The organism is Acinetobacter sp. AL9 (genome assembly GCF_041464035.1).
Classification (GTDB): domain Bacteria; phylum Pseudomonadota; class Gammaproteobacteria; order Pseudomonadales; family Moraxellaceae; genus Acinetobacter; species Acinetobacter towneri.
In genome coordinates this window covers 51,072-75,934 of record NZ_JAYFSK010000008.1, presented here as the reverse complement: position 1 = coordinate 75,934, position 24,863 = coordinate 51,072, and the positions used below count along the sequence as shown (strand labels likewise).

Here is a 24,863-nt window from a genome sequence, read left to right as displayed (position 1 = left end):
GATCAAACTCTTCAGTTAAAATCATTTTGAAGTTTTAATCTAAACTTCCAAATCTGGCTCATCAATTTTCTGACTTAAATTTCGCTCAAATAAACTTCGAGTAATTTAAACCAATCAATCAATGAAATATGTTCGATTAATCAATCAGTAAAAATCCACACAAGTTGTTCTTCATAATCTCTTAATGATCTTCTCGATGCTTCGTCAGCATCAAGCTAGATCGGCTATATTACGCTTTATTTCTAAAGTGTCAACTGGTAATTTAAATTATTTTAAACTTCCTTTCTAAAACCCAACCTAACTATTTTCAATCAAGTCATTGTTTTATCAGAAGTTTTAATCTTCATCACCGCCGATGGATGTGCATTATAGGTGAAATATTTCGCCTTGCAAGACTTTTTGCAAAAGAAATATATCAGGTGTTTATTTTTTGTTCATTTTTGCTTTTTCTACACACATTTTGAGCAAATTTGCTTTAATACATCGTTTCAATTAACTGTTACTATACACCCATCGGCGATATAACAGCTTTTGCTTACTCAGATTTAAGCGCTAGGATTCTTTATGTATCAACAAAAATATCTTTGGGTGTGCCTTGTTTCTTTAGGATTCATCACCTCAACACATGCGACAATGCCTTCTACTGAAGAAGTTGCTCAAGAAGAAACTACTGAAGTTATTGCGGCAGATTCATCTTCTGAAACTAAAAGTAGTCGTTTGAATGCGCTTAAAGAATTAAAAAATGTAAAAGCCAAAGATTTAAAAGTGAATGCAAATGCTGCACAACCCGATGAAGTCAAAGACCCACTGCAACCTTTGAACCGTCAGATTTATGCATTCAACGATATGTTAGATCGTAATATCGCGCGTCCACTTGCGGTTCAATATACAAAGAAAGTCCCTGGTGAAGTGCGCGGGTCATATCGTCAATTCCGAAAAAACTTGGGCGAACCTTGGAATGCGGTTAACCAATTGATTCAAGGCCGCCCTTTACGTGCCGCAAAAACTTTAGGTCGTTTTAGTTTAAATACGATTACTACTTTAGGCATGGCTGACCCTGCACGTCGTTTAGGTTTAGACACGGAAGAAGAAAATTTTGGTACAACCTTGGGCTACTACGGTGTCCCTTCAGGGCCTTATGTCATGCTACCAATTTACGGCCCAAGTACTTTCCGTGATGGTTTCGGCACACTTGTAGATGGTCAGGCACGTCCACAAAAATACATTTTAGATGGCAATGACCGTTTATATTGGTCGGAGCAAGTTATGCGCGGCCTAGATACGCGCTCGCAACTCCTAGATGTAGAACAAGTATTACAGGGCGATAAATATGCCGCGATTCGGGATATTTACTTGCAACGTAAAAACTTTGAAATTGCGGAAAAGAAAGGACTCGATGCAGATAGTATTTCTTTTGTAGATGATGAAAGCGAAGAACTTTTTGATGATCAAGAAGAAATAAACCCGCCTGAAGAAAGCAAAGAATAATTTGTAAAACATTTTACTCAAGGTGAGTTTTTACTTTCCTTGAGTATTCAGGCATTGTTATAGTAACGCTTTGTTTAGGTTCAGGGTCAACACAAAACTCTATGTATTTCATTCAACCCACACGTGATATTCCATATCTAGAACAGGTGCTCGACACACTTCCTAGTGTGCAAATGATTCACATAGATGACATCAGCTTGTATGACCCAACCATTATTGCAATTGCCGATGTGCAAGATTATTTAACACATCAATGGAATTTACCCACGATTGTATTGGCCTTTGAAGATGAAGGCACAGCATTGGTGCAAGCATGGGAACAAGGCGCTTTAGCAGGTTGGTTGTGGAGTCGTTTACCAGAAAATCCACCACAAGCCTTACGCAAAATAGACGCACAATATAAACGCAATCAAGACAGCCGCGACTTACCTTCAGCTGCTGAACTACAAAAAAAATTACTGCCCAATCCTATCGAACTGTGCAACTACCGTGTAGATACGTTATTTAAGCCTTCGGCTTATTTGTCGGGCGATTGGTTTGATTACTGGAAAATCAGTGATAAAGAAATCATGTTCTATTTAGCCGATGTCTCTGGGCATGGTGTAACTAGTAGTTTACTAACGTCTTGGATGGCTGCATTTCATGGTCGCTCCAAAACACCACGCGAACTGATTAAGAAGCTGAATGGCATGTTGGTTCAAGAAAATATTGAAAAGCATATCACCATGATTAGTGGGATTTTAAATATTGAAACCCACGAACTGCGTTGGTCGAGTGCGGGGCATTATCCACCTGCCATTATTATCGAACCCAATCAAGCACCTAAAATTTTAAATACCAGTAGTTTTCCTTTGGGACTGACTGAAGATTTAGAAGTTGAGGAATTTGAGTGCGTATTAAATAAACAGGCGCGGTTTATTATCTGCTCCGATGGTGCGTTAGAACCTTATAGTGGTGGTTTGAATGAACAGTTTGAACAATTGGTCTTTCACTTGCAAAATCAATCATTCCAAGCCCCCGATCATGTAGCAGATGATATTGCGATCTTGAGTTTGTGTCGAACAAAATAACCAATAAATCAGCCAGTTAACTTCTCAACCCAAGATATACGACTGTAAGCCACTTGAGTCTATATAGTCGCTATGGGATAATTATCTAATCCTTCTCTGCAAATGGCATTTATATGTCAACAGGTCATGTTGAATATGCAAGTTTGAATGGAACGCATATCTTTAAGCTTTTTGGCGAAGTGCGTGCCCAATCTTGTATTAGTCTAGACAAACTACTCAGTAAAATTGAACAGCAATCTAATGTGGTGGGTGCAATTGTAGATTTAACCCAAACTACATTTATTGACAGTACAGTTTTAGGTGTATTGGCTAAGCTAGGCTTAAAACTGAAACAAATCCATAACATTCAAGCAGTTATGCTATCTACTAATCCAGACATTACTACGCTCGCCAATAGCATGGGCTTAGGACAGGTGTTTGTGATTTTAAATTACTGTGGTGACCCAACTGTCTGCACGCGTGAGCTGGTAGAAGAACACGTCACGCATAGCAATATGCTCACTACGGTATTAGATGCCCATAAAACCCTCATGAAGCTGAATGAAAACAACCAAAATATGTTCGAACCTTTGGTGAAACAGCTACAAAAAGAACAAGATAATCTCGATCAATGTGCTGAGCAAAATCAGCAGAACGCTTGATCTTCACTCAGGAATGCTTTGATGACTTTACTTTCTGTTGCTCAAATGAACTCACAAAATGATATTGAGGAAAACTTCAAAATCATTGAAACATTGATTCAACAAAGTAAAGCCGATGGTGCAGAACTGATCGTTTTTCCAGAAAACTTTGTTTGCTTTGCAGCAGGCAAACAATGCGAAACCGCGGCACAGTTTGAAAGTATTCAACAGCGTTTGGAACAGCTTGCACATCAATATCAAATCTGGATTGTGGCGGGTACATTGCCCTGCCCATATCGCCCTGATGGTTCAACAATTGCAGATGGTCGTGTGCGTACGGTCAGTTTATGTATTAGCCCAGAAAAAACTGAAGCACGTTATGACAAAATTCATTTGTTTGATGTGCAAGTTGGTGACTCTGTTGGTGGTTATCAGGAATCTAAGTTTTTTGAACCCGGCTCTGAAGTCGTTGTGGCGAAAACACCGTTTGGCAACATTGGCTTAATGGTGTGTTATGACTTGCGCTTTCCTGAATTGGCCTTAACTTTACGTGCGCAAGGCGCCAATATTTTAACTGCGCCATCGGCTTTTACTTACACCACAGGTCAAATGCATTGGCAATTGCTCTTGCAGGCGCGTGGCATGGACAGTCAATGTCAGGTTTTAGGTGCAGCCCAACAAGGTTGGCATGGTGAAAAACGTCAGACTTGGGGACATTCAGGCGCTGCCAATTCACGCGGACAGTTATTGTCAATGGTGCAAGACGAAGGTACGCAACTGATTACAGTGCCCTTTGATTTAGATGAACAAAGCAAAATTCGAGAGTCGATGCCGTTAATGCAGCATCGTCGTTTATTGCAATTTTAAAATTGAATTTCAATAAAAAGGGTTGATCAACAATATAGTGATCAACTCTTTGTATTTCTTATCTTAACCTTACTTTTTAGCTATTCAGCCGCTTCATTGGTCACGCGCAGCACTTCTTCCAAAGTGGTTTTACCTGCCAATACCTTACGCAATCCATCTTCACGAATCGAACCTGATTGCTGTCGTGCATAATCTTCCAGTTCATATTCCGCGGCATTGCCATGAATCAAACGGCGCATTGCTTCATCCACAGGGACAATTTCATAAATTGCAGTCCGCCCAGTAAAACCTGTATGTGAGCAATGTTCACAGCCTTTCGGTTGCGGAAGTTTTAAATCGCTTGCATCGGTCACACTTTTAAAGAGTTCTTGTTCAAAGTCATCTGCAGCATGCCATGTGGCGCAGTGCGAACATAAGGTGCGCACTAAACGCTGCGCGATCACCCCAATTAATGAACTTGACAGCAAGAACGGCTCGATGCCCATATCTTTTAAACGGGTGACTGCACCAATGGCCGTATTGGTATGTAGGGTAGACAGTACCAAGTGACCAGTTAAGGAAGCCTGCACCGCAATTTCGGCAGTTTCCAAGTCACGAATTTCCCCGACCATCACTACATCTGGGTCTTGGCGCAGCATGGCTTTTAAAGCACGAGCGAAGGTCATATCCACTTTGGTATTGACCTGTGTTTGCCCAATCCCTTCAAGTTGATATTCAATCGGGTCTTCTGCAGTCAAAATATTTTTAGAACCGTCATTCAGGTCTGACAAAGCTGCATATAAGGTCGTAGTTTTACCCGAACCTGTCGGCCCTGTAACCAAAATAATCCCGTGTGGTCGATGTACCAGTTGCTTTAAGCGCTCATAATCATTTTGCATCAGCCCCAAGTGCGTCATGTTTAAACGACCTGCTTGCTTATCCAGCAAACGCATTACCACCCGCTCACCATGCGAAGATGGCAGCGTTGACACACGTACATCGACCTCACGACCTGCTAGTCTGAGCGAAATACGACCATCTTGAGGGATACGTTTTTCGGCAATATCCAGTTTTGCCATGACTTTAATACGTGACACCAATAAAGGCGCAAGTTCACGGCGCGGTTGCACGATTTCACGCAACTGACCATCGACCCGCAAACGGACTGACAGTTTTTTCTCAAAAGATTCGATATGAATATCCGATGCGCCAACCCGAATCGCTTCAGACAGTAAAGCATTGATTAAACGTACAATCGGTGCATCATCTTCCTGATCCATCAGGTCTTCTGCTTCAGGAACTGAATCTGCCAAACTAAGCAAGTCAGGGTGATCTTCCAATCCCGCAGCGACTTGCTGCGACTCGCCTGTATCACCTGCAAAACTGCTGCTTAATAATTGGTGAAATTCCTGATCGCTACAAAGTTGATGCTGTGCAGGATGCCCCAAAAAACGACGCGCCTCCTGAATGGCAAGCATCGGCGTATTTTCACGACGTACAATAAAGGCATGATCGCCCTCATAACGAATTAACACCCCATGGCGTTTGGCAAAGCTATACGGTATTTGTAATTGTTTCAGTACTTGCATCAGCGATTATAATAATGATGAAAAAATTTAATTTGAGTGTACTCTAAGCGTATGACAGCGTGAAGTCTGTTTTCGCTGATTTATCAAGAAAGGGATAGGCCATTGTCACAAAATCATGAGATTTCAGAAACTGATTCGGCTAAATTAAAATGGTGGGGTGACTATGAGTTTGAGCTCAATCGTCCTAAAACGTGGCAATTTGGCTCACTCTTAGTACGTTTGACCCGTGGTATGCAAGAATGGCGTTTGGAATATTATCGCCCGCAGGTTCAATACGATTATGAACAGCAATGGCATAACATTGATGATCCTGAATTTGCCTTTCCACAACCTGTGAAAATTGAACGCTATATGTTCAAATCTACACAAAGTAAATTACAGCTCATGCCTCGTTTGGCAGACCGTTCAGTGGTGATTAAACCTGTCGATCCAATTTATATTCCTGCGGGGCAACGCGGCACCTTGTATATCAGCACACCGTTGTGGATGTCTGCCTTTGTCGATGGTCAACGTGAACCCATTTTTGATTTGCCAATTATTCGCCCGAAAGATACTTGGTTTGGCCCCAATCATCGTACAGGTGAAATTTGCTATGCCACAGCAGTCGATGGCCGTACCGAATTACATCAATTAAAACCACGTGCATTTCGTGCCGTCACGCCGATTGAATTTCACAACACCAGCAATCAACAATTGCGTTTTGACCGAATGAATGTGCCTGTGCCTGCGCTGCCTTTATTTTTCAGCGAAAGTACAGGTCGTTTATGGACTTCACAAATTAAAGTGATGCATGAAGGTTTAGACCGCCCGCCACGAATTCGGATTGAAAATCGCACCCCGCCACATGCAGGTGAAGTGACCTATTTGCAACCACCGCGTGAAACGGCAGGTGCTTTATTTAATATGTTTGATTCATTTTTCTAAGAGGATGTTATGGCAGATTCCAATATTTCCAAAGAAATCACCAACAGCCTCAAAGGAATTTTTACCAGTATCAATACAGATCGTCTGACCGAAATTTTGGTCGCAATTGTATTGTCTTTGATTGGTTTCTTAATTGCACGTTTTGTTTCCAATACTTTTGTACGCACTATTGGCGCACGTTTTAATGCGCATCAACGCTTAGTTTGGCGACGCGGGATTTTTTACTTTATTTTCCTGCTGTTTGTGATGGCGAGCCTGAAAGAAGCAGGCTTTAAACTCAGCGTGTTTTTAGGTGCAGCGGGTATTTTAACCGTGGCTTTGGGTTTTGCCTCACAAACCTCGGCATCCAATTTAATTAGTGGTATGTTCCTGATTGGCGAAGGTTCTTTTGAAGTGGGCGATACCATTCAAATCACCCTGATTCGCGGACACACCATTGAAGGTGAAGTGATCTCAATTGACTTACTTTCAGTTAAATTGCTGACCCAAGACAATATTTATGTGCGTTTACCCAATGAACAATTGATTCGTGCACCCGTGCATAACTTGTCCAAGTTTCCAATCCGACGTGTGCCCATTACCCTCGCGATTAATTTTCACGAAGATATTATTAAAGTGCGTGAAGTGTTGCTCAGTGTCGCCAATCAATATCCACTCGTGCTGTCTGACCCTAAACCCGCGGTGACAGTTACAGCTTTCCGTGAATCTTCAATTGAATTGTTGTTTGCGGTGTGGTGTCAGCAAGAAAACTTTTTAAAGGTACGTGATGAAATGCAGGAACGTATCCGTAATGGTTTCCTAGACAACCAAATCGAAATTCCTGTACCCAAAATGGGTTTTGTTGATCATCCTTTATCGCGCCCTTTAAATAATGAAGAACTTGATCAATATGCCAATGCCCAAGCACTGAAACGAGAACCTGACTTAAAGTAATCGTTTCAGTCTTCGACACTTTGCCTCTAACTAAACTTGAGGATCTGCTCAAGCTTTGGAAGACGGCGAAGTGTTGTTTTTTGCGAGATCTGGCTCAGGAATTGGGGCGATATATGCAATCAGTAGCATACCTAAACCTGCAGCAAAGAATGACAGCACGCGCATTAAAGTCCCAATATTAGATAAATCTAAAAGCACCAATTTTAAGGTCACAATCACCAAAATACTGCTGCCTAAAATCCACAAGGCACGTAATTGTTTCAGACTGGCAATCCACATGGCGATACAAGCCAAACTCACCCAAAGCAAGGTCAAACTGAGCTGCACAGTGGCATCTTGCCAAACAGCAATTTGGTTGATTGGCGTTCCCAAATACAGATGTAAGGCACGTAATAGCACATAACTACTTAGCCACAGTAAACTCAAGACCATAATTACCGCTGCCAAGCCTTGGTCTAAATGGGTTTTGCGTTGCAGATTCAACATCCACAAAATAGCCACCAACATGGCTATACTGACCAAATCAAATGGATTCAAAATAGGCAGTACATAGCCGTAAAATGCGTGTTCAGTCAACAGTTGTGAACATAGCATCCACATCAACATGAAGATTAAATTGCTACGCGCATACCAAAATTTGCGCCAATCTGAATCCGGTTGTTGCCACCAACACCACGCCGCAAAGAGCAATGGTAAAATCACCACGCTGCTATACGGATGCTGTGGTAACAGCGTTAAACTCGCCATCGCCAAAATGGGTAACAGTCCTAAACTCAGCCATTCTTTGTCGCTGCGGACAGTCCATAAAGGACGCAACCACAACACACTGAGCACGCCTGCAAACAAGGCAAATAGCAGACGTTCAGTACCCGAAACCCAATGCACCGCTCCATCATAGCTACGGCTGAATAATAAACCTGCTGCAGTGAGCGAAACTGGCGTTAGACCTAACCATTTGGGCAATAGCCATGACCATGTCGCCTTACGAGAAAGTAGTACTTCGTTGATGAGTAAATAGATGACCACCACCGCCAAAAGCGTCTGTACGGTTGCAAGTTCTCCATCAAAGTAATCTAAACCTAACCATAGCCATAAACTGGTTGCAGACAACATCATTAAACACAGTACGCTCGTGGTTGCTGTGCTCAGTTGTTGTCTGAAAGCTGCACGGCTGTTGGAAAACACCACAACTGTGGCATAACTTAGGCTCAGTACCCAATAAATACTGCGCTCGAAATAAGGCAACTCTACTAAATAATACAGCCCAGATAAGCCCGCTACGGCAAACAAACCTAGTGCCAAATAACGGCTAATTTTAGAATATTGAATAAAGGCAAAAATAAACACAGCCACGCCTTGTAATGCCCAACCAATGACACTCCATTGTTCAGGCAGTAAAATAGGTGGAATCAACACACTAAAAATCAGCATCAAACTGAAATAACTTTGTGCAATAAATTGTGTCTGCCGATGCTGTTTGGTCAGCCAATACAAACCTGCAAAAACCACCGCAAATAACAAACTAAAGGCTGCCTGCTCTGCTGTTTCTTCAAAATACATCAGATATAAACAGGCATAACCGACAATGGGTGCGCCAAAAATCAAGGCAAGGTCTAAAATAGGTTTCAGCTGAAACGTGGCGACATCTTCCTGTGCCAAAAGCTGACTAAAGCGAAAACCCAACCAAATAAAAATAGCCGCATGCGCCAAAACTAAAAGCGTTAGCACCTGCCGTTCAAAGATATAACCATGATAAAAGGCATAGCTGCCACCCACCACAACCGTCATTAAAAACGCAATTTGATTTAAATATTTCCACGGACGTAAACTACTTAAAATGGCAACCGAAATATTAATCAGCAAATAATAGGCAATAAATTCAATGGCTGTTGCATTACGAACAGGTAAAGTAAACGGTGCGAAATACGCAATCAGCATTGCCATGAGGGCAAGTTCGACTGATTGTTGTTTTAAACTCAGCCAGAGCGTGAGCAACATCACCACAATAAAACACAGACTGGCGATAGCTAAATTTGGAATGACCAAATTGTAATAGGCAAAAAATAAGGTCAGACACAGCCCAGCCAACCCCAAACCTTGCACACCCAAAGCAAAGCTGCGATTTTTGTTGCGTAACAGATAACCGAATACTGTCACTGCTGCACTCACGCCAGCAACGAACAAAAGTTTCACTGCCAAACTAAATTGCCAATGTTCAGTAGCAAAACGTAGCAGTAACACCACGCCTATGAGTAACACTACAATTGCTGCTTTTAATACAGGATTACCATGTATCAGCCATGATTGAGCTTGTTGCAATAAACTGTTACTTGATGAGCGCGACTGAGTTGCAAAAGGTGCAACAGACCTTGAGGATTTGGCTAAATCTGGAGCTGAATATTCTTGATGTAGATACTCTTGGTCTTGATATGGATAAGAAACTTGAGCTGCTTGTTCCCGAACAGAATTCGGCTCGCTCGATAATGTGGAATCAGATTGAATAGCGATGGTTTCAGGTTGAGAAGCGGTTGATATAACACCATCATCCACATTTGCCTTAACTGATGAAAGACTTGCATCAACTTCAGATGTATTGGCTAAAATATGCTCTGCGAATTGCGTTTGAACCATTTTCTCTTGAGCATTGGTCTTTTGAGGATAGCTCTTTTGAGCATGCGCCTGAAGCTTAGCGGCACTTTGTAATTGCTGTAATTGATACAGTCCTTGCTCCAAACGCTGCAACCATCGCAACAACATAAAAATCCATGCACTTAAAGCAATAGATGTCAGTAAATACCAATCCAGCAATATTCCTAAAAAAGCAATAAAAGCGGCGATATATAAAGGAGTTTTAGAGCTTTGGCGTTGTACTTGTGACTGTGCATCCACAACCTGTTCCAGTGAGTTCTGCACTCGTCCCACAAAAAACATCACGCTGACCACCGCAGCAACTGCACAGATATAACTCAGCATCGGCACACCGAGCCACCATGCGCCAATTGAAATTATGATTAATAGCATGAACCAAATGATTCGAATTTCATTCTGCCCTGTCTGCATTGCTCTTCATTTTATTGATATTGTCATGGCTCCGATCATACAACAGACAGCACGATTCTGAATCAGGATTCATCAGCAATTCGGTAACTGTGCGTCTGCAACACTTGCCTTAAAAATCAGTTTCTGCGACAACTGCAAAAATCACGTACAATAAACTGCTTATTTGCAGAAGGAATCAATCCATGCCACCATTTGTCTTGGTCGATGGCTCATATTTTCTATTTCGTGCCTTTCACGCACTACCACCATTAACCACGTCAACTGGTTTACATACCAATGCTATTCGTGGCGCGATCTCTGCGATTCAAAAGTTGATGCGTCGTACTCAGCCTACTCACATGGCGGTAATTTTTGATACGCCTGAGCCGACTTTCCGTCACGAACTATCGCCAATTTATAAAGGTGACCGCCCAAGTATGCCTGAGGAACTTTCTCAGCAAATTCCATACTTACATGCTTTAATTCGTGCTTTGGGTATTCCACTTTACATGCTACCAGGCGCAGAAGCCGATGATATTATTGGAACTTTAGCCAAACGTGCCGAAGCCGAAGGACAGCAAGTACTGATTTCTACGGGCGATAAAGACATGGCGCAGTTGGTGACTGAAAAAGTTACCCTTGAAGACAGCTTCAAAGAAAAGCCAATGGATATTCAGGCTGTATTTGACAAGTTTGGCGTATGGCCGCATCAAATTATTGATTATCTGACCCTCATGGGTGATGCTTCTGATGGTATTATGGGCGTGCCTGGCATTGGCGCCAAAACTGCTGCAAAACTACTGACCGAATATGGCTCGATTGGTGCGATTTTAGAAAATGTCGATCATATTAAAGGCAAAGTCGGACAAAATATTAAAGACAATGCCGATGGCATCGCGCTAGATCATCAACTCGCCAGCATTGTTTGTGACCTTGATCTGAACTTTGGTTATGCCGATCTAAAACTACAAGACCCTAATGTTGAAGCCTTACGCAATTTATATACCGAGCTAGAATTCCGTAATCAATTACAATCGCTCGATCATCCAAATAATCCAAATAACAGCAATTATAAACAAGCTGCAAAAACAGTCGCCGCACCGACAGCCAATGAAATTGAAACTGAAGATCAAGCCACGCAAAGCAGTGTTGATGATCAACTCGGTGCAGCAACATACCACACCATTTTAGATCAGGCGCATTGGGATGCTTTGCTGCAACGCTTGCAAACTGCACAGCGTTTTGCCTTTGATACAGAAACCACCAGTCTGGATTATCGCGTTGCAGAAATTGTTGGTTTTTCTATCGCGTTCGATGCCAAAGATGCCTATTACGTACCTTTGGCGCATGATTATGAGGGCGCACCACAGCAGCTCAACCGTGATCAGGTTTTGGCACAAATCAAACCTATTTTAGAAAATAATGCGGTGGATAAAATTGGGCATCATTTAAAATATGATGCGCATGTGCTTGAAAATCACGGTATTCATTTACAAGGTTGGTATTTCGATACCATGTTGGCATCTTATGTGCTTAACTCTGTCGCAACCCGTCACGGCATGGATGATGTGGCACGCTTATATTTAAGCCACCTGACCACATCTTATGAGCAAATTGCAGGCAAAGGCGTCAAGCAAAAAACTTTCAATCAAATTGAAATTGAAACGGCTGCGCACTACGCTGCAGAAGATGCGCATGTTACGTATCGTTTATATGAAGTGCTGTCTGCGAAGCTACAAAAGCATCCTGAATTGGTCAATATTTTGCACAACATCGAAATGCCTGTGGCGCGTGTGCTGACCAGTATGGAAGAAAATGGCATTCAGCTTGATCTGAAATTTTTAGATCAATTGGGTGTCGATTTTTCCCAAACCATGCAAGATTTGGAAAACCAAATTGTAGAATTGGCAGGTGAAAACTTTAATGTCAGCTCACCGAAACAAGTGGGCGAAATCCTGTTTGATAAACTCGGACTCAAAGGCGGCAAGAAAACCGCAACAGGTCAATACAGTACCAGTGAAAGTGTTTTGGAAAAAATTGAACATCCGATCAGTGGCTTAATTTTAGACTACCGTGGCTTATCTAAGCTAAAAAGCACCTATACCGATGGTTTGCTGAAACAGGCAAATAAGGATACGCATCGGGTGCATACCAGTTATCACCAAGCCTTGACCGCAACGGGACGCTTATCTTCTACCGACCCAAATCTACAAAACATTCCTATTCGTACTGAAATTGGCCGCCAAATTCGTAAAGCCTTTGTTGCACCTAAAGGCCGTGTGCTGTTGGCAGCCGACTACTCACAAATTGAATTACGTTTGATGGCGCATTTTTCACAAGATGATGCCCTGCTCGATGCCTTTAACCACGGACAAGACGTACACCGCCGTACCGCCGCAGAAGTTTTGGGCATTGCCTTAGAAGACGTAACCTCAGATCAGCGTCGTCAGGCCAAAGCTGTAAACTTCGGTCTGCTCTACGGCATGTCGGAATTTGGCTTAATTCGTCAGCTTGGGTTTACCCGTGAAGAATCACAAAACTACATCAAGCAATACTTCCAGCGTTATCCGGGCATTTATGAATATATGCAACGTACCCGCCAAGTCGCGCTAGAACAAGGTTTTGTAGAAACTATTTTAGGTCGTCGCCTCTATACGCCAGATATTGCTGCACGTAATATGATGGTACGTAAAGCGGCAGAACGTGCGGCAATTAACGCGCCATTACAAGGCTCTGCAGCTGACATTATTAAAATGGCGATGATTGAAGTCGACAAAATGTTACCGCAAGCGCAAGCCAAAATGTTGCTGCAAGTACACGATGAATTGGTATTTGAAGTCGATGCAGATGCGGCAGATGAACTCGCGCCGAAGTTGGCAGAAGTCATGCAATCTGTGGTGGAAATTTCTGTACCATTGGTGGTGGACGTCGGAAAAGGCAATAACTGGGATGAAGCGCACTAAAGTCGTTGCGCTCTCTTTTTTCAGCACCTTCCTTCGCCTAGAAGGAGGTCAGGATGCAGGTTATTTGTATTTCTGAAGACTCATTAAGGTCGTCAGCCCAAACTTAAACTACAAAAAAAGGACTCGATTTGAGTCCTTTTTAATGTTTTAGGATAATGCGACTTATAAGCCAGTCAGCAATACAATCGCTACCTGATTCATAATAATTTCAGCGATATATAAAGCCAAAAATGCAATAATTGGCGACAAATCAATCATGCCCATGTTCGGCAATAAACGACGAAATGGTGCTAATAACGGCTCTGCCAACTCTTGAATCACCTCAATATACGGGCCACGAGATTGAGTAAACATCACCACCCAACTCAAAATAATGGTGGCAAAAATCAAATAACGACAGAAACGGATTAAATCCTGAATCATGGTCACAAAAGTCAGAATCAGTAAGTGAATTGGACTATTCGGCATCGCACCATTGAGATACATAACACCAAAAATTTTGAGTAGATACAACACCACCAACAAAGCCAAGGCTGCAGAGTTAACTCGACCTTTGCCAACCGTTGGAAAAATACGTCCAAATACATCTACAATTTTGGTGGCTTTAATGGTTGAAAGCACCACAGGGTTATAAGGACTCACCGCTGCCAATTGCATTAAGAAACGGAAGAATACGAGCAAAATCGCTACGTTAATGATAATGCCAAAAATTAGCGCAGAATTTGCACCCATACTTAAACTTTCCTAAAATTTAAATTCATTGTTTTTCAATAATTAAATACTATCACTCAACTCTTGCGCTAATTCTTGACTACGCGTTTTAGCAGCAGCCAATGCCGCCTGAATATTTTGTGAAATTTGCGCATGATCAAACACTTCAATTGCCGCTTGGGTCGTGCCATTTGGTGAAGTTACATTTTTGCGTAATTCTGCAGGTGTATTCGAGCTGGTAATTGCCATTTGTGCTGCACCCAAAGCAGTTTGTAACGTCAGTGCTGTCGCCACTTTTTCATCTAAACCTAAGTTCTTGCCTGCACGAATCATACTTTCCATCAAATAGAAGAAATATGCTGGCCCTGAACCAGATACTGCAGTCACAGCATCAATTTGCGCCTCAGAGTTTACCCAAATAGTTAAACCTGTCGCTGCCAAAACCTGACTTGCCAATTCACGGTCAGTGCTATTGACCTGTTCGGTTGCATACAAACCATGTGCACCTGTTTGCACCAAAGCAGGCGTATTTGGCATTACCCGCACTACACGTTCTGTACGTAATAACTCAGAAATCGTGGCAATTTCTGCGCCCGCAACAATCGAAATCACCAGTTTATCTTCAAACTGACCGTGCAATGGACGCAATACTTGTGCCAAAACCTGTGGTTTGACTGCAAATACCACAATATCTGCATCTGCAATCGCGGCCAAATTATCCTCAGTGACATGCACATCTTTTTCTTTTAATAATTCACGCACTTGTTCTACAGGGTCTGAAACTGTAATACGGGTTGGCGGCAAACCTCTGGCAATCAAACCACCAATCAAGGCTTGCGCCATGTTGCCACCGCCAATGAAACTAATATTACAATTCAATACTGCACTCATGATTCACGCTCTTCGTTGAGTTCTTTGTCGTTAAGAGACTAAATTCGGTTGCCATCCATCTGCGACACAATAGTCCGACTGTGCAAGCCAAAAGCCTTTGGGGCTAAAAACGCCTAGCATAACATTATCTAGGCTTAATATTTGAATTGTATGACGCGTCCACGGAAAAATTTGTGCTTCCTGAATGGCTTTTTTCAGTGGCCATGTGCCCACCCGACCATACAAATGAATTTTTTCACCACCCAAACGTGGCCGTAAAGTTAACGGACGATTCAGCAAAGTTGCAGATAAACCGACTTTGGCTTGTTGCAGTTGATAACAGCCAGACCACACTTGAAAAGTCTGATCTGCCTGCAAACATAACACTTGTTCTTCTGCCTCAAAATGTTCTGCAGCTAAATACTCCGCTTTCGGCAAACGAAATAATTGTTGCTGATAACGCAGATAATAATAATCCTGACAATGTAATGCCGCTTGTGCATCGGCTTTGGCTTGAATCACCTCACGTTGCAAGCGTTCGACCATATCAAAACTTGGGCGATATTGTGCCTGTCCTTTCATCCATGCCGATAATAGCTGACGTTGCCGTGACAAAGACAATTGTTGTAACTGAATTAAATTCAACTGCGAGTCTGTGCCACATGCAGCTAAATCCTGCGCCAAAACTTCGTCCAAAATATGTTCGGCATCTTGCATCAAGTTTGCAGTACGCGTCACAGCTTGCTGCATTTTAGGAAAACGCTGTTGCACGACAGGCCACAATATTTCTCTTGCCCAAGCTCGGTCATAATGCACATCCTGATTGCTTGGGTCTTGCACATAATCGAGCTTTAATTCAGCACTCCATTGGCAAATCTGCTCACGCGAAATATCCAATAACGGACGCCAAATACTGATGCCATCACGCACATCGACAGCTTGCATGGCAGCAAGTCCTTGCACACCTGCGCCTGAAAACAAACGCAGCAATACGGTTTCTGCCTGATCTTGCTGATGATGCGCCAATACTAGAACTTCGTTGCTATCTAAGTGCTGCATATAGGCCTGATAACGCGCCTGACGTGCCTGATTTTCTAAATTACCCTCAGACACACTGACTTTTTGCAGCACACACGGCACATTTAAATTTTGGCAGGTGGCTTGCACCAATGTGCCCCACGCTGCGCTTGGACTTTGCAATTGGTGATCAATATAAATCGCGCGTACTTTTTCAGGGCACAAAAACGACAAAAGATGCAGTAGCAGCATGGAATCCATGCCGCCACTACATCCGATTAAAAATTTTGTCTGTGCAGAAAAAGCCTGTAATTGGCTTAAGACGCTAGACCTAAATTGTCGCTGCCAAACTTCATTAAACGCTGGTAACGTTCTTCGCATCGTTGTGTTGCATCCATCGCTTGCAATTCATCCAAAGCTTCTTTTAACACATTTTTCAGACTGTGCATGACTTGTTCAGGGTTTAAATGCGCACCCTCACCTTCATCAACCACGTATTCTACAATACCAATCTTTTGCAGTTTTTCTGCAGTCAATGCCAATGCTTCACTGGCTTGTTCGGCTTTTTCTGCAGTTTTCCACAGAATAGACGCACAACCTTCTGGTGAAATAACAGAGTAAATACTGTGTGACAACATTACCACACGGTCAGCCACGCCAATACCCAACGCACCGCCTGAACCACCTTCGCCCAATACTGTAGCAATTACAGGTACTTTTAAGTTCGACAATTGCGCTAAGCTGGTCGCAATCGCTTCTGCCTGACCACGTTCCTCTGCACCTACACCTGGGTATGCACCCATGGTATCAACAAAAGTGAAAACTGGCAGATTAAACCGCTCTGCCATATCCATAAGACGCTGTGCCTTACGGTAGCCTTCTGGATTACACATCCCGAAGTTGTGTTGTAATTTTTCGCGGGTACTGCGACCACGATGTTGACCTATCACCATGACAGGCTGACCATCAAAGCGTGCCAATCCACCGATCATTGCACCATCATCACCAAATAAACGATCGCCATGTAAGGCATCAAATTCAGTGAAAATTTCACCCACATAGTCTAGAAATTGCGGACGTTCAGGATGACGTGCAATTTGCACGGTTTTCCATGCTTTAGATTGAGCAGCTTTTTTCATAAGTCGACTGTTATCCCTAAATTAACCAAATCTTAATCGACAAATTGTTCCGACTGAATATTCAATTCAATGTCCCAATTCTTGAATTGCACTTGTTCATCGTGCAATTCAGCGACAAGTAATGGCCATTGTTTGGCATCACCCGACACGCTGAGCTGCCATTGTTGCGCATTGCGGATGCTTAATTCAATGGCAGGAAGCATCGCATCGCTACGACTTGCGTTGACCAAAACTGCAAGGCGAAGCAACAAACTTAAGTAAACAATTTTATTGCCACCCGCTTTCAGTGCTTCTGTTTTCGCGTCTTGGCGCAACTTTCGACGATGGTTACCAACCAAATGCGAGAGATAGTTTTGGTCAATTTGTGAGAAACCAGGAATGTCCGAATGTTGCAATAAATATGCACCATGACGATGATAACTGCTGTGACTGATGGCTAAACCAATTTCATGCAGGTACGCAGCACGACGTAATAAGTCACTATCTTCATTATTTAATTTTAATGATTCTGCCACGCTGTCAAACAAATGTTGCGCAGTTTTCACCACACGTCCTGCCTGTTTCGGGTCTGAGTTATAACGCCCCATTAAGGCCTGTACACTGCGGTCACGAATGTCTTCATGCTGAAAACGCCCCAACAAGTCATACATTACACCTTCACGTAACGCACCGTCGGAATACACCAGTTTATCGATATCTAATACATCAAATACGGCATATAAAATTGCCAAACCTGCTGGCAAAACTGCTCGACGGTCTTCTTTTAGACCATCAAATTCCATTTCTGATACATGTTTAAACTTGAGCAAACGGTCTTTGAGTTTTTCTAAACCTTCACGAGTCAGATTTTCCTGCTCATTGCTCCAGCCCATATTTACCGTAATTTGACGACAGGCTTTAATGGTACCGCTCGAACCTGCAACGGTATCCCAACCTGCTTCTTTATAAGTATTGGCAATCGAATACAATTCTTTACGCGCTGCAACCACTGCTTTTTCAAAACTGCTTTTGCTAATTTCGCCATCGGCAAAATAGGCTTTGGTATAGGCCACACAGCCCATTTGTAAAGATTCGGTATGAATTGGCTCAAATTCTTCGCCAATAATCAATTCTGTAGAGCCACCGCCAATATCAATCACCAAACGACGACCACTATTTGCCATCGTGTGCGATACGCCTAAATAAATTAAACGGGCTTCTTCACGCCCTGCAATAATTTCAATAGGCTTAGGCAAAATTTCTGCGGCTTTTTGAATAAACTCATGTCCATTTTTGGCCTGACGCAATGCGTTGGTTGCCACAATACGCAAACGATTTGACTGCACCGCAGTTAAACGTCCTACAAAACGCGCCAAACATGCCAAACCACGTTGTTGAGCAGCTTCGGTCAAATTCTTATTTTCATCTAAACCTGCGGCCAACTGTACTTTTTCTGACATTGATGCCACTTTTTTTACTTCACCATGATCCACTCGAGCAATCGCCAAGTGGAAACTATTCGACCCCATATCGATGGCTGCGAGTAACTCTTCATCAATTAAAAAATCAGACATTCTTCAAACAAACCTAGACAGAATTGTGCCTAGAGTAATTCACATACACCTAATTTAAAAGCCATTTATCAGCACAATTTGACGACTATTTAAATTTTCCGCATATATGACAATTGTGTTACAGAATTCGCATTTTCGTTTAGCGTTATCGTCACGATCAATTGGACAAATTTGTATTTTGAATGGAAAATCCACAGATTCCCCTACTTTGTTCAAGATGGCTATGTAATACTAACTAAAGCTATCTTAAAAATTATTTGGAGCGTAATCCATGTCTGGCAACATCGTAAACACCACTGATGCAAACTTCGAAGCAGATGTTCTTCAATCGGATACTCCTGTATTGGTTGACTTCTGGGCTGGCTGGTGTGCGCCATGTAAAGCAATTGCACCTGTACTTGAAGTACTTGCAGACGAATACCAAGGCAAAGTTAAAATTGTAAAAGTTGATGTAACCTCTTGCGAACAAACTGCAGTGAACTACAACATCCGTAATATTCCAGCATTATTGATGTTCAAAAATGGTGAAGTGGTTGCACAGCAAGTCGGTGCAGCACCTAAATCTAAATTGACTGCGTTTATTGACGAAAATATCTAAGTCGATTGATCCATCGTCTATTTATAGAGATGATGAAAAAAAATACGCCACGCATTGGCGTATTTTTTTTGCCTACAAATTGACAAGTAGACGTTTCTCTCTTATATTGCATGCTCAGGAAACGCAGGATCTTTCATCCTCTTTCTGAAAAGACACAACACAAAAATGCCGCTCGGCAACAGAAATTGTTTTTCACATTTTTCAATCAAACAATGAATCAGTGCTCTGAATCGTTATTGTGCAAATACAATTGCTTTCATTTTATTGTATGAATGCGGCTAAATGTTGCTCCCTCTCTAACCTGTACCCCAGAATTTTAATTCTATCAGAACCTCTATGAATTTAACCGAACTCAAGAAAAAACCGATTGGCGAACTCATCAAGATTGCCGAGTTTATGGGCCTTGAAGGAATGGCGCGTAACCGCAAGCAAGACATTATTTTTGCCATCTTAAAGCGCCATGCCATGAATGGTGAAGAGATTTTTGGTGATGGCGTTCTAGAAATTCTCTCTGATGGTTTTGGTTTCTTACGCTCAGCTGCAGGTTCATACCTTGCTGGCCCAGATGATATTTATGTCAGCCCTTCGCAAATTCGTCGCTTTAACCTGCGCACGGGTGACACCATTACAGGTACGATTCGTCCACCAAAAGAAGGCGAACGTTATTTTGCTTTGCTCAAAGTCAATCAAATTAACTATGACACCCCTGAAAATTCACGTAATAAAATCTTATTTGAAAACTTAACCCCGCTTTTCCCAACAGAACAGTTGGTGATGGAGTTAGGTAATGGAACAACTGAAGACTTAACTGCACGTGTGGTAGATTTGGTTGCGCCAATTGGTAAAGGTCAGCGTTCAATTATTGTGGCTCCGCCTAAAGCGGGTAAAACCATGTTGCTACAAAACATCGCTCAGTCGATTGTTCGTAACAACCCAGAAGTGTTCTTGATTGTACTTCTCATTGATGAACGCCCTGAAGAAGTGACTGAAATGGAACGCACCGTGCGCGGTGAAGTGATTGCATCAACATTTGATGAGTCACCTGCTCGTCACGTTCAAGTTGCAGAAATGGTCATTGAAAAAGCTAAGCGTTTAGTTGAACATAAAAAAGACGTGGTGATTTTACTGGATTCGATTACCCGTTTGGCACGCGCCTACAACACTGTCGTACCTTCTTCAGGCAAGGTTTTAACAGGTGGTGTTGATGCGCACGCTTTAGAACGTCCAAAACGCTTCTTTGGTGCTGCACGTAATATTGAAGAAGGTGGTTCTCTAACCATTATTTCAACTGCACTGATTGAAACTGGCAGTAAAATGGATGAAGTGATTTACGAAGAGTTTAAAGGTACAGGCAACCAAGAGATTACCTTAGACCGTCGTATTGCAGAAAAACGTGTTTTCCCTGCCATGAACATCAAAAAATCAGGTACACGTCGTGAAGAGCGCTTAATGAGTGAAGATAATTTGCGTAAAGTTTGGATTTTGCGTAAATTGTTACACACTCAAGATGAATTGGCAGCAATGGAATTCTTGCTTGATCGCATGAAAGAAACCAAAACTAATGACGACTTCTTTGATCAAATGAAACGTAAAGCAGCCAATTAAACGGCTATAAATATTAGAACACCTAAAAAAGTCATCTTAAAACGATGGCTTTTTTATTTGGTTGACAAAATTTACATAAAGACACAATTGCACGCGGTATATGTAAACTTATTTTTAAGTAAATGATTATAAAAAAATATTTAGTAAAAACCTTTTAGTTTTTAGCCAGTTACCGTGCAACTCTCCAATCTAAAATGCCAAATTAATTGTTATTTTCTGTTAAAAAAGCACGTATTTTTCGCGTTTTTTTGCCTTTTTTTCAATCAACCTAGTAGCAATTCAAAAAGCGCAGTGATAGCATATTCGCAGACCAGTTAGACTGCGCCTGCGTTGTTAGTGCCTAACAAAATTTAGGAATAATAAAAGCATACAACAGACTAACGTCGGTTTTTTTTAATCTCATATTTTAGAGAGTGATGCCATGTTATTCAAAAAAATCGCTATTGCTGCTGCAGTTGCTACTACTTTAGCTTTCGTTGGTTGTGCTAAAAAAACTGAAGAAGCTGCTGCTGACGCTAACGCTGCTGCATCTGAAGCTGTTGTAGCTGCATCTGAAGCTGAAGCTGCTGCTGACGCTGCTGCTGTAGAAGTTGCTTCTGGCGCTGAAGCTGCTGTAGACGCTGCTACTGATGCTGCTGACACTGCTGCTGCTGCTGCAACTGACGCTGCTGATGCTGCTGTAGACGCTGCTGCTGCTGCTTCTGAAGCTGCTGCTCAATAATCGATACGATTATGCAGTACAAAAAGAGAGCCGATGGCTCTCTTTTTTATTTCTGAATATTTTGTCTAAAATTTATTTTACTCAGCACAATATCTCCAAATCGCTCAATCCATCTTTTTCAAGTAGATGATTCAGCATATAAAAGCATTTAACCAAAACACTTAACCCCATTCGGCATTTATTTCGATATAACCTTTTGGTTTCTCATCTCCACGCTCAATTCTTAGGTAGCGTCTTGTTCAGCTCTACAGTGTTTTCATTCATATCCATAGTTTGATTCAAGTCTCCCAATTGCAAGATCAATCACTATGTCTTGCTAAATCACAGCGTCTTTCTAAAATCTCTTATAAAAAGCATAAAAAAAAGCAGATCAATCGATCTGCTCATTTCCCACACGCTGGCGGAATTTCTGCCCTGCGCGGAATGTGACTACACGGCGGGCTGAAATTGGAATTTCTTCGCCTGTTTTCGGGTTGCGACCAGGTCGTTGACGTTTATCACGTAACTCGAAGTTCCCAAACCCTGAAAGTTTAACTTGCTCGCCAGAGATCAGTGCTTGGCTGATCTCATCAAAAAATAACTCGACCATTTGTTTCGCTTCACGGCGGTTTAAACTCGTGAGCTCACTTAAATGATCAGCCATTTCTGCTTTTGTTAATGCTGTCATGAAGCCCTCAATGTCGCTTGGTAAGTGTTTTCCAACACTTGCAGAATGTTATCCATACCAGATTTAATTTCAGCATCTTCAAGTGTACGTGTTGGATGTTGCCATAACAGAGCAAAAGCCAAAGAACGCTTGCCTTGTTCAACACCTTGTCCAGTATACACATCGAATAACCAAGTTGAGTCTAACAGCGCTCCACCCGTTTTTTCAATAAGTTGCTGAATTTCGCTTACATTTATCTTATCACTAATTAAAAGCGCAATATCACGTCTAACCGATGGAAAACGTGATAATTCTGTAAAATTAGATACATAAGTTTGCAAAACTGCTGTTTGATCGAGTTCTGCTACCCAAGCCGTGCCTAAATCCAGCTCATCTTCTAAAGATGGATGTAAACGACCAAAGTAACCAATAGACTGACCATCTACCAAAATTTCAGCAGATTGTCCAGGATGCAACCAAGTACGCTCTGAACGAACATACTCTACCTGCACACGACCTGCAGCTAAAATTTCTTCAATATCGCCTTTAAAATCGAAGAAATCCATAGGCTGAGCTTTAGCATGCCAAGATTCTGCATGTTTAGCACCCACCGCAATCAATGCCAAAGTTGGAATTTGCTTCAAGTCATGAATGCTTGCTGCATGTTGATAATCAAAACGTAAACCCAACTCAAAGAAACGCACACGGTTTTGTTGACGATTCACGTTGTACTGAACGCATGGAATTAAGCTGGATAACAACGTTGAGCGCATTACTGCCAAATCGCTTGAAATTGGATTCGCCAATGCCAACGGATTCACTGCAGGGTTTAATTGTTTTTCCAATTTTGCATCGGCAAAGCTAAAACTAATTGCTTCTTGATAACCTAAAGTCACTGCGGTTTGACGTAATTGCGCAACTTCAAACTGATCTTGGTATTTTGCTAATTGCACATCAATCACAGGCAAACTGATTTGAATGTTGTCATAACCGTGAATACGAGCAACTTCTTCAATTAAGTCTTGGTAAATTGCCATATCAAAACGATGTGATGGTGGTACAACGCTCCACTGACCTTCAGCTTGAACAGTAACTTCGCAGCCTAAACGAGTTAAAGCATCGGCAATAAATGTAGCATCAACGTGATAACCCAAGAGCTGATCGACTTGCGCTTGATTTAACGCAATTGCTTCACGTGTTGGCAATTGTGCTGCTTGTTCTGCCACTGTAATTGGACCAAATTCGCCGCCAGCAAATTCTGCAATCAGTTGTGATGCACGGTTCATCGCCAATAATGGCAATTCAAAATCGACACCACGTTCATAACGCTGTGAGGCATCGGTATGCAAACCATAACGACGTGCACGACCTGCGATATGCAATGGTGCAAAGAAAGCGGATTCAAGGAAAATTTCTGTGGTTTCATCACTTACCGCAGAAGATAAACCACCCATGATGCCCGCCATCGCCAATACTTTTGCGTCATCGGCAATCACCATCACATCATCTTGCAGCTCAACTTCTTGCTCGTTTAACAGCACCAATTTTTCTGCTGCAGTCGCTTGACGAACTTGAATGCCACCTTGAATTTTAGCACCATCAAAAGCGTGCATTGGCTGACCCAATTCAATCAAGACATAGTTGGTAATATCAACCAAAATACTGTGCTGACGGATACCTGAACGTGCCAACGCGCGCTCCATCCACTCAGGTGTAGCGGCTTTGGTATTTACATTTTTAATCACACGACCTAAATAACGTGGGCAGCCTTCCGTCAAACTTTGTACAGTTTTTTCATCCTGAATAGTTGCCGCTACTGCCTGAATGTCAGGTGTATTCACTGGCAATTGGTTAATCACCCCAATTTCACGGGCAATACCACGAATACTGAAACAATCACCACGGTTTGGAGTAATACTGATATCAATGACATGGTCATCTAGATCAAGATATTCACGTACATTCACACCTACAGGTGTATCTGCAGGCAGTTCCAATAAACCATCAAGTTTATCTTCAAGGTCAATTTCTGATGCGCCGCAGAGCATCCCTTGTGATTCCACACCACGCAGTTTGCCTTTTTTGATTTTAAAGTCGCCTGGCAATACCGCACCAATGGTTGCCACAGGTGCTTTCATACCTACACGCACGTTTGGCGCACCACACACAATCTGCAACGGCTCACCTGAACCAATATTTACCGTAGTCACACGTAAACGATCTGCATCTGGATGCTGTTCAACCGTTAAGACTTCACCCACCACAACGCCTGTAAATGGCTTTGCTGCTGGTGACATATCATCAACTTCTAGACCCAGCATCGTGAGTTGATTCGATAAAGTATCGCTGTCAATGGCTGGGTTAACCCACGTGCGTAGCCAATTTTCGCTAATTTTCATACATTCATTTCCTGAATCTCCCCTAACCCCTCTTTAACAAAGAGGGGAATTCCCACACTTCTATTTATTTCGCGTAAGTCCCCCTTTTACAAAGGGGGATTTAGGGGGATTTTTAAAATTTAAAAATAATCT

19 protein-coding genes are annotated in these 24,863 nt (G+C 42.2%); 10 read left to right on the top strand and 9 right to left on the bottom strand.

Annotation, left to right across the window (positions count from 1 at the left end):
- The first annotated feature begins 564 nt into the window (after positions 1 to 564).
- The 4 genes from ACEO2X_RS03365 to ACEO2X_RS03350 all read left to right on the top strand — a co-directional run bounded on the left by ACEO2X_RS03365 (position 565) and on the right by ACEO2X_RS03350 (position 4,045).
- Positions 565 to 1,488: a VacJ family lipoprotein gene (locus ACEO2X_RS03365; RefSeq protein WP_178319639.1), complete on the top strand. Its 924-nt coding sequence runs from the start codon at positions 565 to 567 to the stop codon at positions 1,486 to 1,488.
- A 101-nt stretch (positions 1,489 to 1,589) separates the two neighbouring features.
- Positions 1,590 to 2,558, top strand: coding sequence for an RsbU family protein phosphatase GigA (gene gigA / locus ACEO2X_RS03360; RefSeq protein WP_096902424.1), 969 nt, complete (start codon positions 1,590 to 1,592; stop codon positions 2,556 to 2,558).
- 113 nt (positions 2,559 to 2,671) lie between these two features.
- Positions 2,672 to 3,199, top strand: coding sequence for an anti-anti-sigma factor GigB (gene gigB / locus ACEO2X_RS03355; RefSeq protein ID WP_004975187.1), 528 nt, complete (start codon positions 2,672 to 2,674; stop codon positions 3,197 to 3,199).
- A 21-nt stretch (positions 3,200 to 3,220) separates the two neighbouring features.
- The gene (locus ACEO2X_RS03350; protein WP_004975186.1) at positions 3,221 to 4,045 is read left to right on the top strand and encodes a carbon-nitrogen hydrolase family protein; all 825 of its coding nucleotides are present in this window, start codon (positions 3,221 to 3,223) and stop codon (positions 4,043 to 4,045) included.
- A gap of 80 nt (positions 4,046 to 4,125) precedes the next feature.
- Here ACEO2X_RS03350 and gspE read toward each other — a convergent pair whose 3' ends face one another.
- Positions 4,126 to 5,613: a type II secretion system ATPase GspE gene (gene gspE / locus ACEO2X_RS03345; RefSeq protein ID WP_004975184.1), complete on the bottom strand. Its 1,488-nt coding sequence runs from the start codon at positions 5,611 to 5,613 to the stop codon at positions 4,126 to 4,128.
- A gap of 102 nt (positions 5,614 to 5,715) precedes the next feature.
- Between gspE and ACEO2X_RS03340 the strand changes: the two genes are divergently transcribed.
- Both ACEO2X_RS03340 and ACEO2X_RS03335 read left to right on the top strand, forming a co-directional pair.
- Positions 5,716 to 6,537 (top strand): hypothetical protein, encoded by an 822-nt coding sequence (locus ACEO2X_RS03340; RefSeq protein WP_004975182.1) that lies wholly within the window; start codon positions 5,716 to 5,718, stop codon positions 6,535 to 6,537.
- 9 nt (positions 6,538 to 6,546) lie between these two features.
- On the top strand, positions 6,547 to 7,470 hold the full coding sequence (locus tag ACEO2X_RS03335; RefSeq protein WP_096902425.1) for a mechanosensitive ion channel family protein: 924 nt from the start codon (positions 6,547 to 6,549) through the stop codon (positions 7,468 to 7,470).
- 48 nt (positions 7,471 to 7,518) lie between these two features.
- Here ACEO2X_RS03335 and ACEO2X_RS03330 read toward each other — a convergent pair whose 3' ends face one another.
- Entirely contained in the window at positions 7,519 to 10,530 is a 3,012-nt protein-coding gene (locus ACEO2X_RS03330; RefSeq protein ID WP_371971076.1) for a DUF2339 domain-containing protein, read from the bottom strand.
- Between the two features lie 182 nt (positions 10,531 to 10,712).
- On the opposite strand from ACEO2X_RS03330, the gene polA reads away from it, so the two are divergent.
- Positions 10,713 to 13,472, top strand: coding sequence for a DNA polymerase I (gene polA / locus ACEO2X_RS03325; RefSeq protein WP_371971075.1), 2,760 nt, complete (start codon positions 10,713 to 10,715; stop codon positions 13,470 to 13,472).
- Positions 13,473 to 13,634: 162 nt separating this feature from the next.
- On the opposite strand, the gene ACEO2X_RS03320 is transcribed toward polA, so the two are convergent.
- From ACEO2X_RS03320 to ppx, 5 genes are read right to left on the bottom strand one after another with little or no spacing between them, the layout of a single operon-like run.
- Positions 13,635 to 14,204 (bottom strand): YggT family protein, encoded by a 570-nt coding sequence (locus ACEO2X_RS03320; RefSeq protein WP_004975174.1) that lies wholly within the window; start codon positions 14,202 to 14,204, stop codon positions 13,635 to 13,637.
- 42 nt (positions 14,205 to 14,246) lie between these two features.
- Positions 14,247 to 15,074: a pyrroline-5-carboxylate reductase gene (proC, locus tag ACEO2X_RS03315; RefSeq protein ID WP_096902428.1), complete on the bottom strand. Its 828-nt coding sequence runs from the start codon at positions 15,072 to 15,074 to the stop codon at positions 14,247 to 14,249.
- 30 nt (positions 15,075 to 15,104) lie between these two features.
- Positions 15,105 to 16,451: a tRNA lysidine(34) synthetase TilS gene (gene tilS, locus ACEO2X_RS03310; protein ID WP_371971074.1), complete on the bottom strand. Its 1,347-nt coding sequence runs from the start codon at positions 16,449 to 16,451 to the stop codon at positions 15,105 to 15,107.
- The gene (locus ACEO2X_RS03305; RefSeq protein ID WP_004975170.1) at positions 16,388 to 17,209 is read right to left on the bottom strand and encodes an acetyl-CoA carboxylase carboxyltransferase subunit alpha; all 822 of its coding nucleotides are present in this window, start codon (positions 17,207 to 17,209) and stop codon (positions 16,388 to 16,390) included. Before ACEO2X_RS03305 ends, tilS begins: the two co-directional genes overlap by 64 nt.
- Before the next feature lie 32 nt (positions 17,210 to 17,241).
- Positions 17,242 to 18,762, bottom strand: coding sequence for an exopolyphosphatase (gene ppx, locus ACEO2X_RS03300; RefSeq protein ID WP_004975167.1), 1,521 nt, complete (start codon positions 18,760 to 18,762; stop codon positions 17,242 to 17,244).
- Positions 18,763 to 19,033: 271 nt separating this feature from the next.
- Here ppx and trxA point away from each other — a divergent pair, with 271 nt between their 5' ends.
- The 3 genes from trxA to ACEO2X_RS03285 all read left to right on the top strand — a co-directional run bounded on the left by trxA (position 19,034) and on the right by ACEO2X_RS03285 (position 21,686).
- Positions 19,034 to 19,360, top strand: coding sequence for a thioredoxin (trxA, locus tag ACEO2X_RS03295; protein WP_004975164.1), 327 nt, complete (start codon positions 19,034 to 19,036; stop codon positions 19,358 to 19,360).
- Between the two features lie 336 nt (positions 19,361 to 19,696).
- Complete coding sequence (gene rho, locus ACEO2X_RS03290) at positions 19,697 to 20,965, top strand: transcription termination factor Rho (RefSeq protein WP_004975162.1); 1,269 nt, start codon at positions 19,697 to 19,699, stop codon at positions 20,963 to 20,965.
- Between the two features lie 421 nt (positions 20,966 to 21,386).
- On the top strand, positions 21,387 to 21,686 hold the full coding sequence (locus ACEO2X_RS03285) for a hypothetical protein (RefSeq protein WP_131260745.1): 300 nt from the start codon (positions 21,387 to 21,389) through the stop codon (positions 21,684 to 21,686).
- A 370-nt stretch (positions 21,687 to 22,056) separates the two neighbouring features.
- Here ACEO2X_RS03285 and ACEO2X_RS03280 read toward each other — a convergent pair whose 3' ends face one another.
- Both ACEO2X_RS03280 and pheT read right to left on the bottom strand, forming a co-directional pair.
- Positions 22,057 to 22,353 (bottom strand): integration host factor subunit alpha, encoded by a 297-nt coding sequence (locus ACEO2X_RS03280; RefSeq protein ID WP_004649746.1) that lies wholly within the window; start codon positions 22,351 to 22,353, stop codon positions 22,057 to 22,059.
- Positions 22,350 to 24,731 (bottom strand): phenylalanine--tRNA ligase subunit beta, encoded by a 2,382-nt coding sequence (gene pheT / locus ACEO2X_RS03275; RefSeq protein WP_371971073.1) that lies wholly within the window; start codon positions 24,729 to 24,731, stop codon positions 22,350 to 22,352. Before pheT ends, ACEO2X_RS03280 begins: the two co-directional genes overlap by 4 nt.
- Positions 24,732 to 24,863 lie beyond the last annotated feature (132 nt).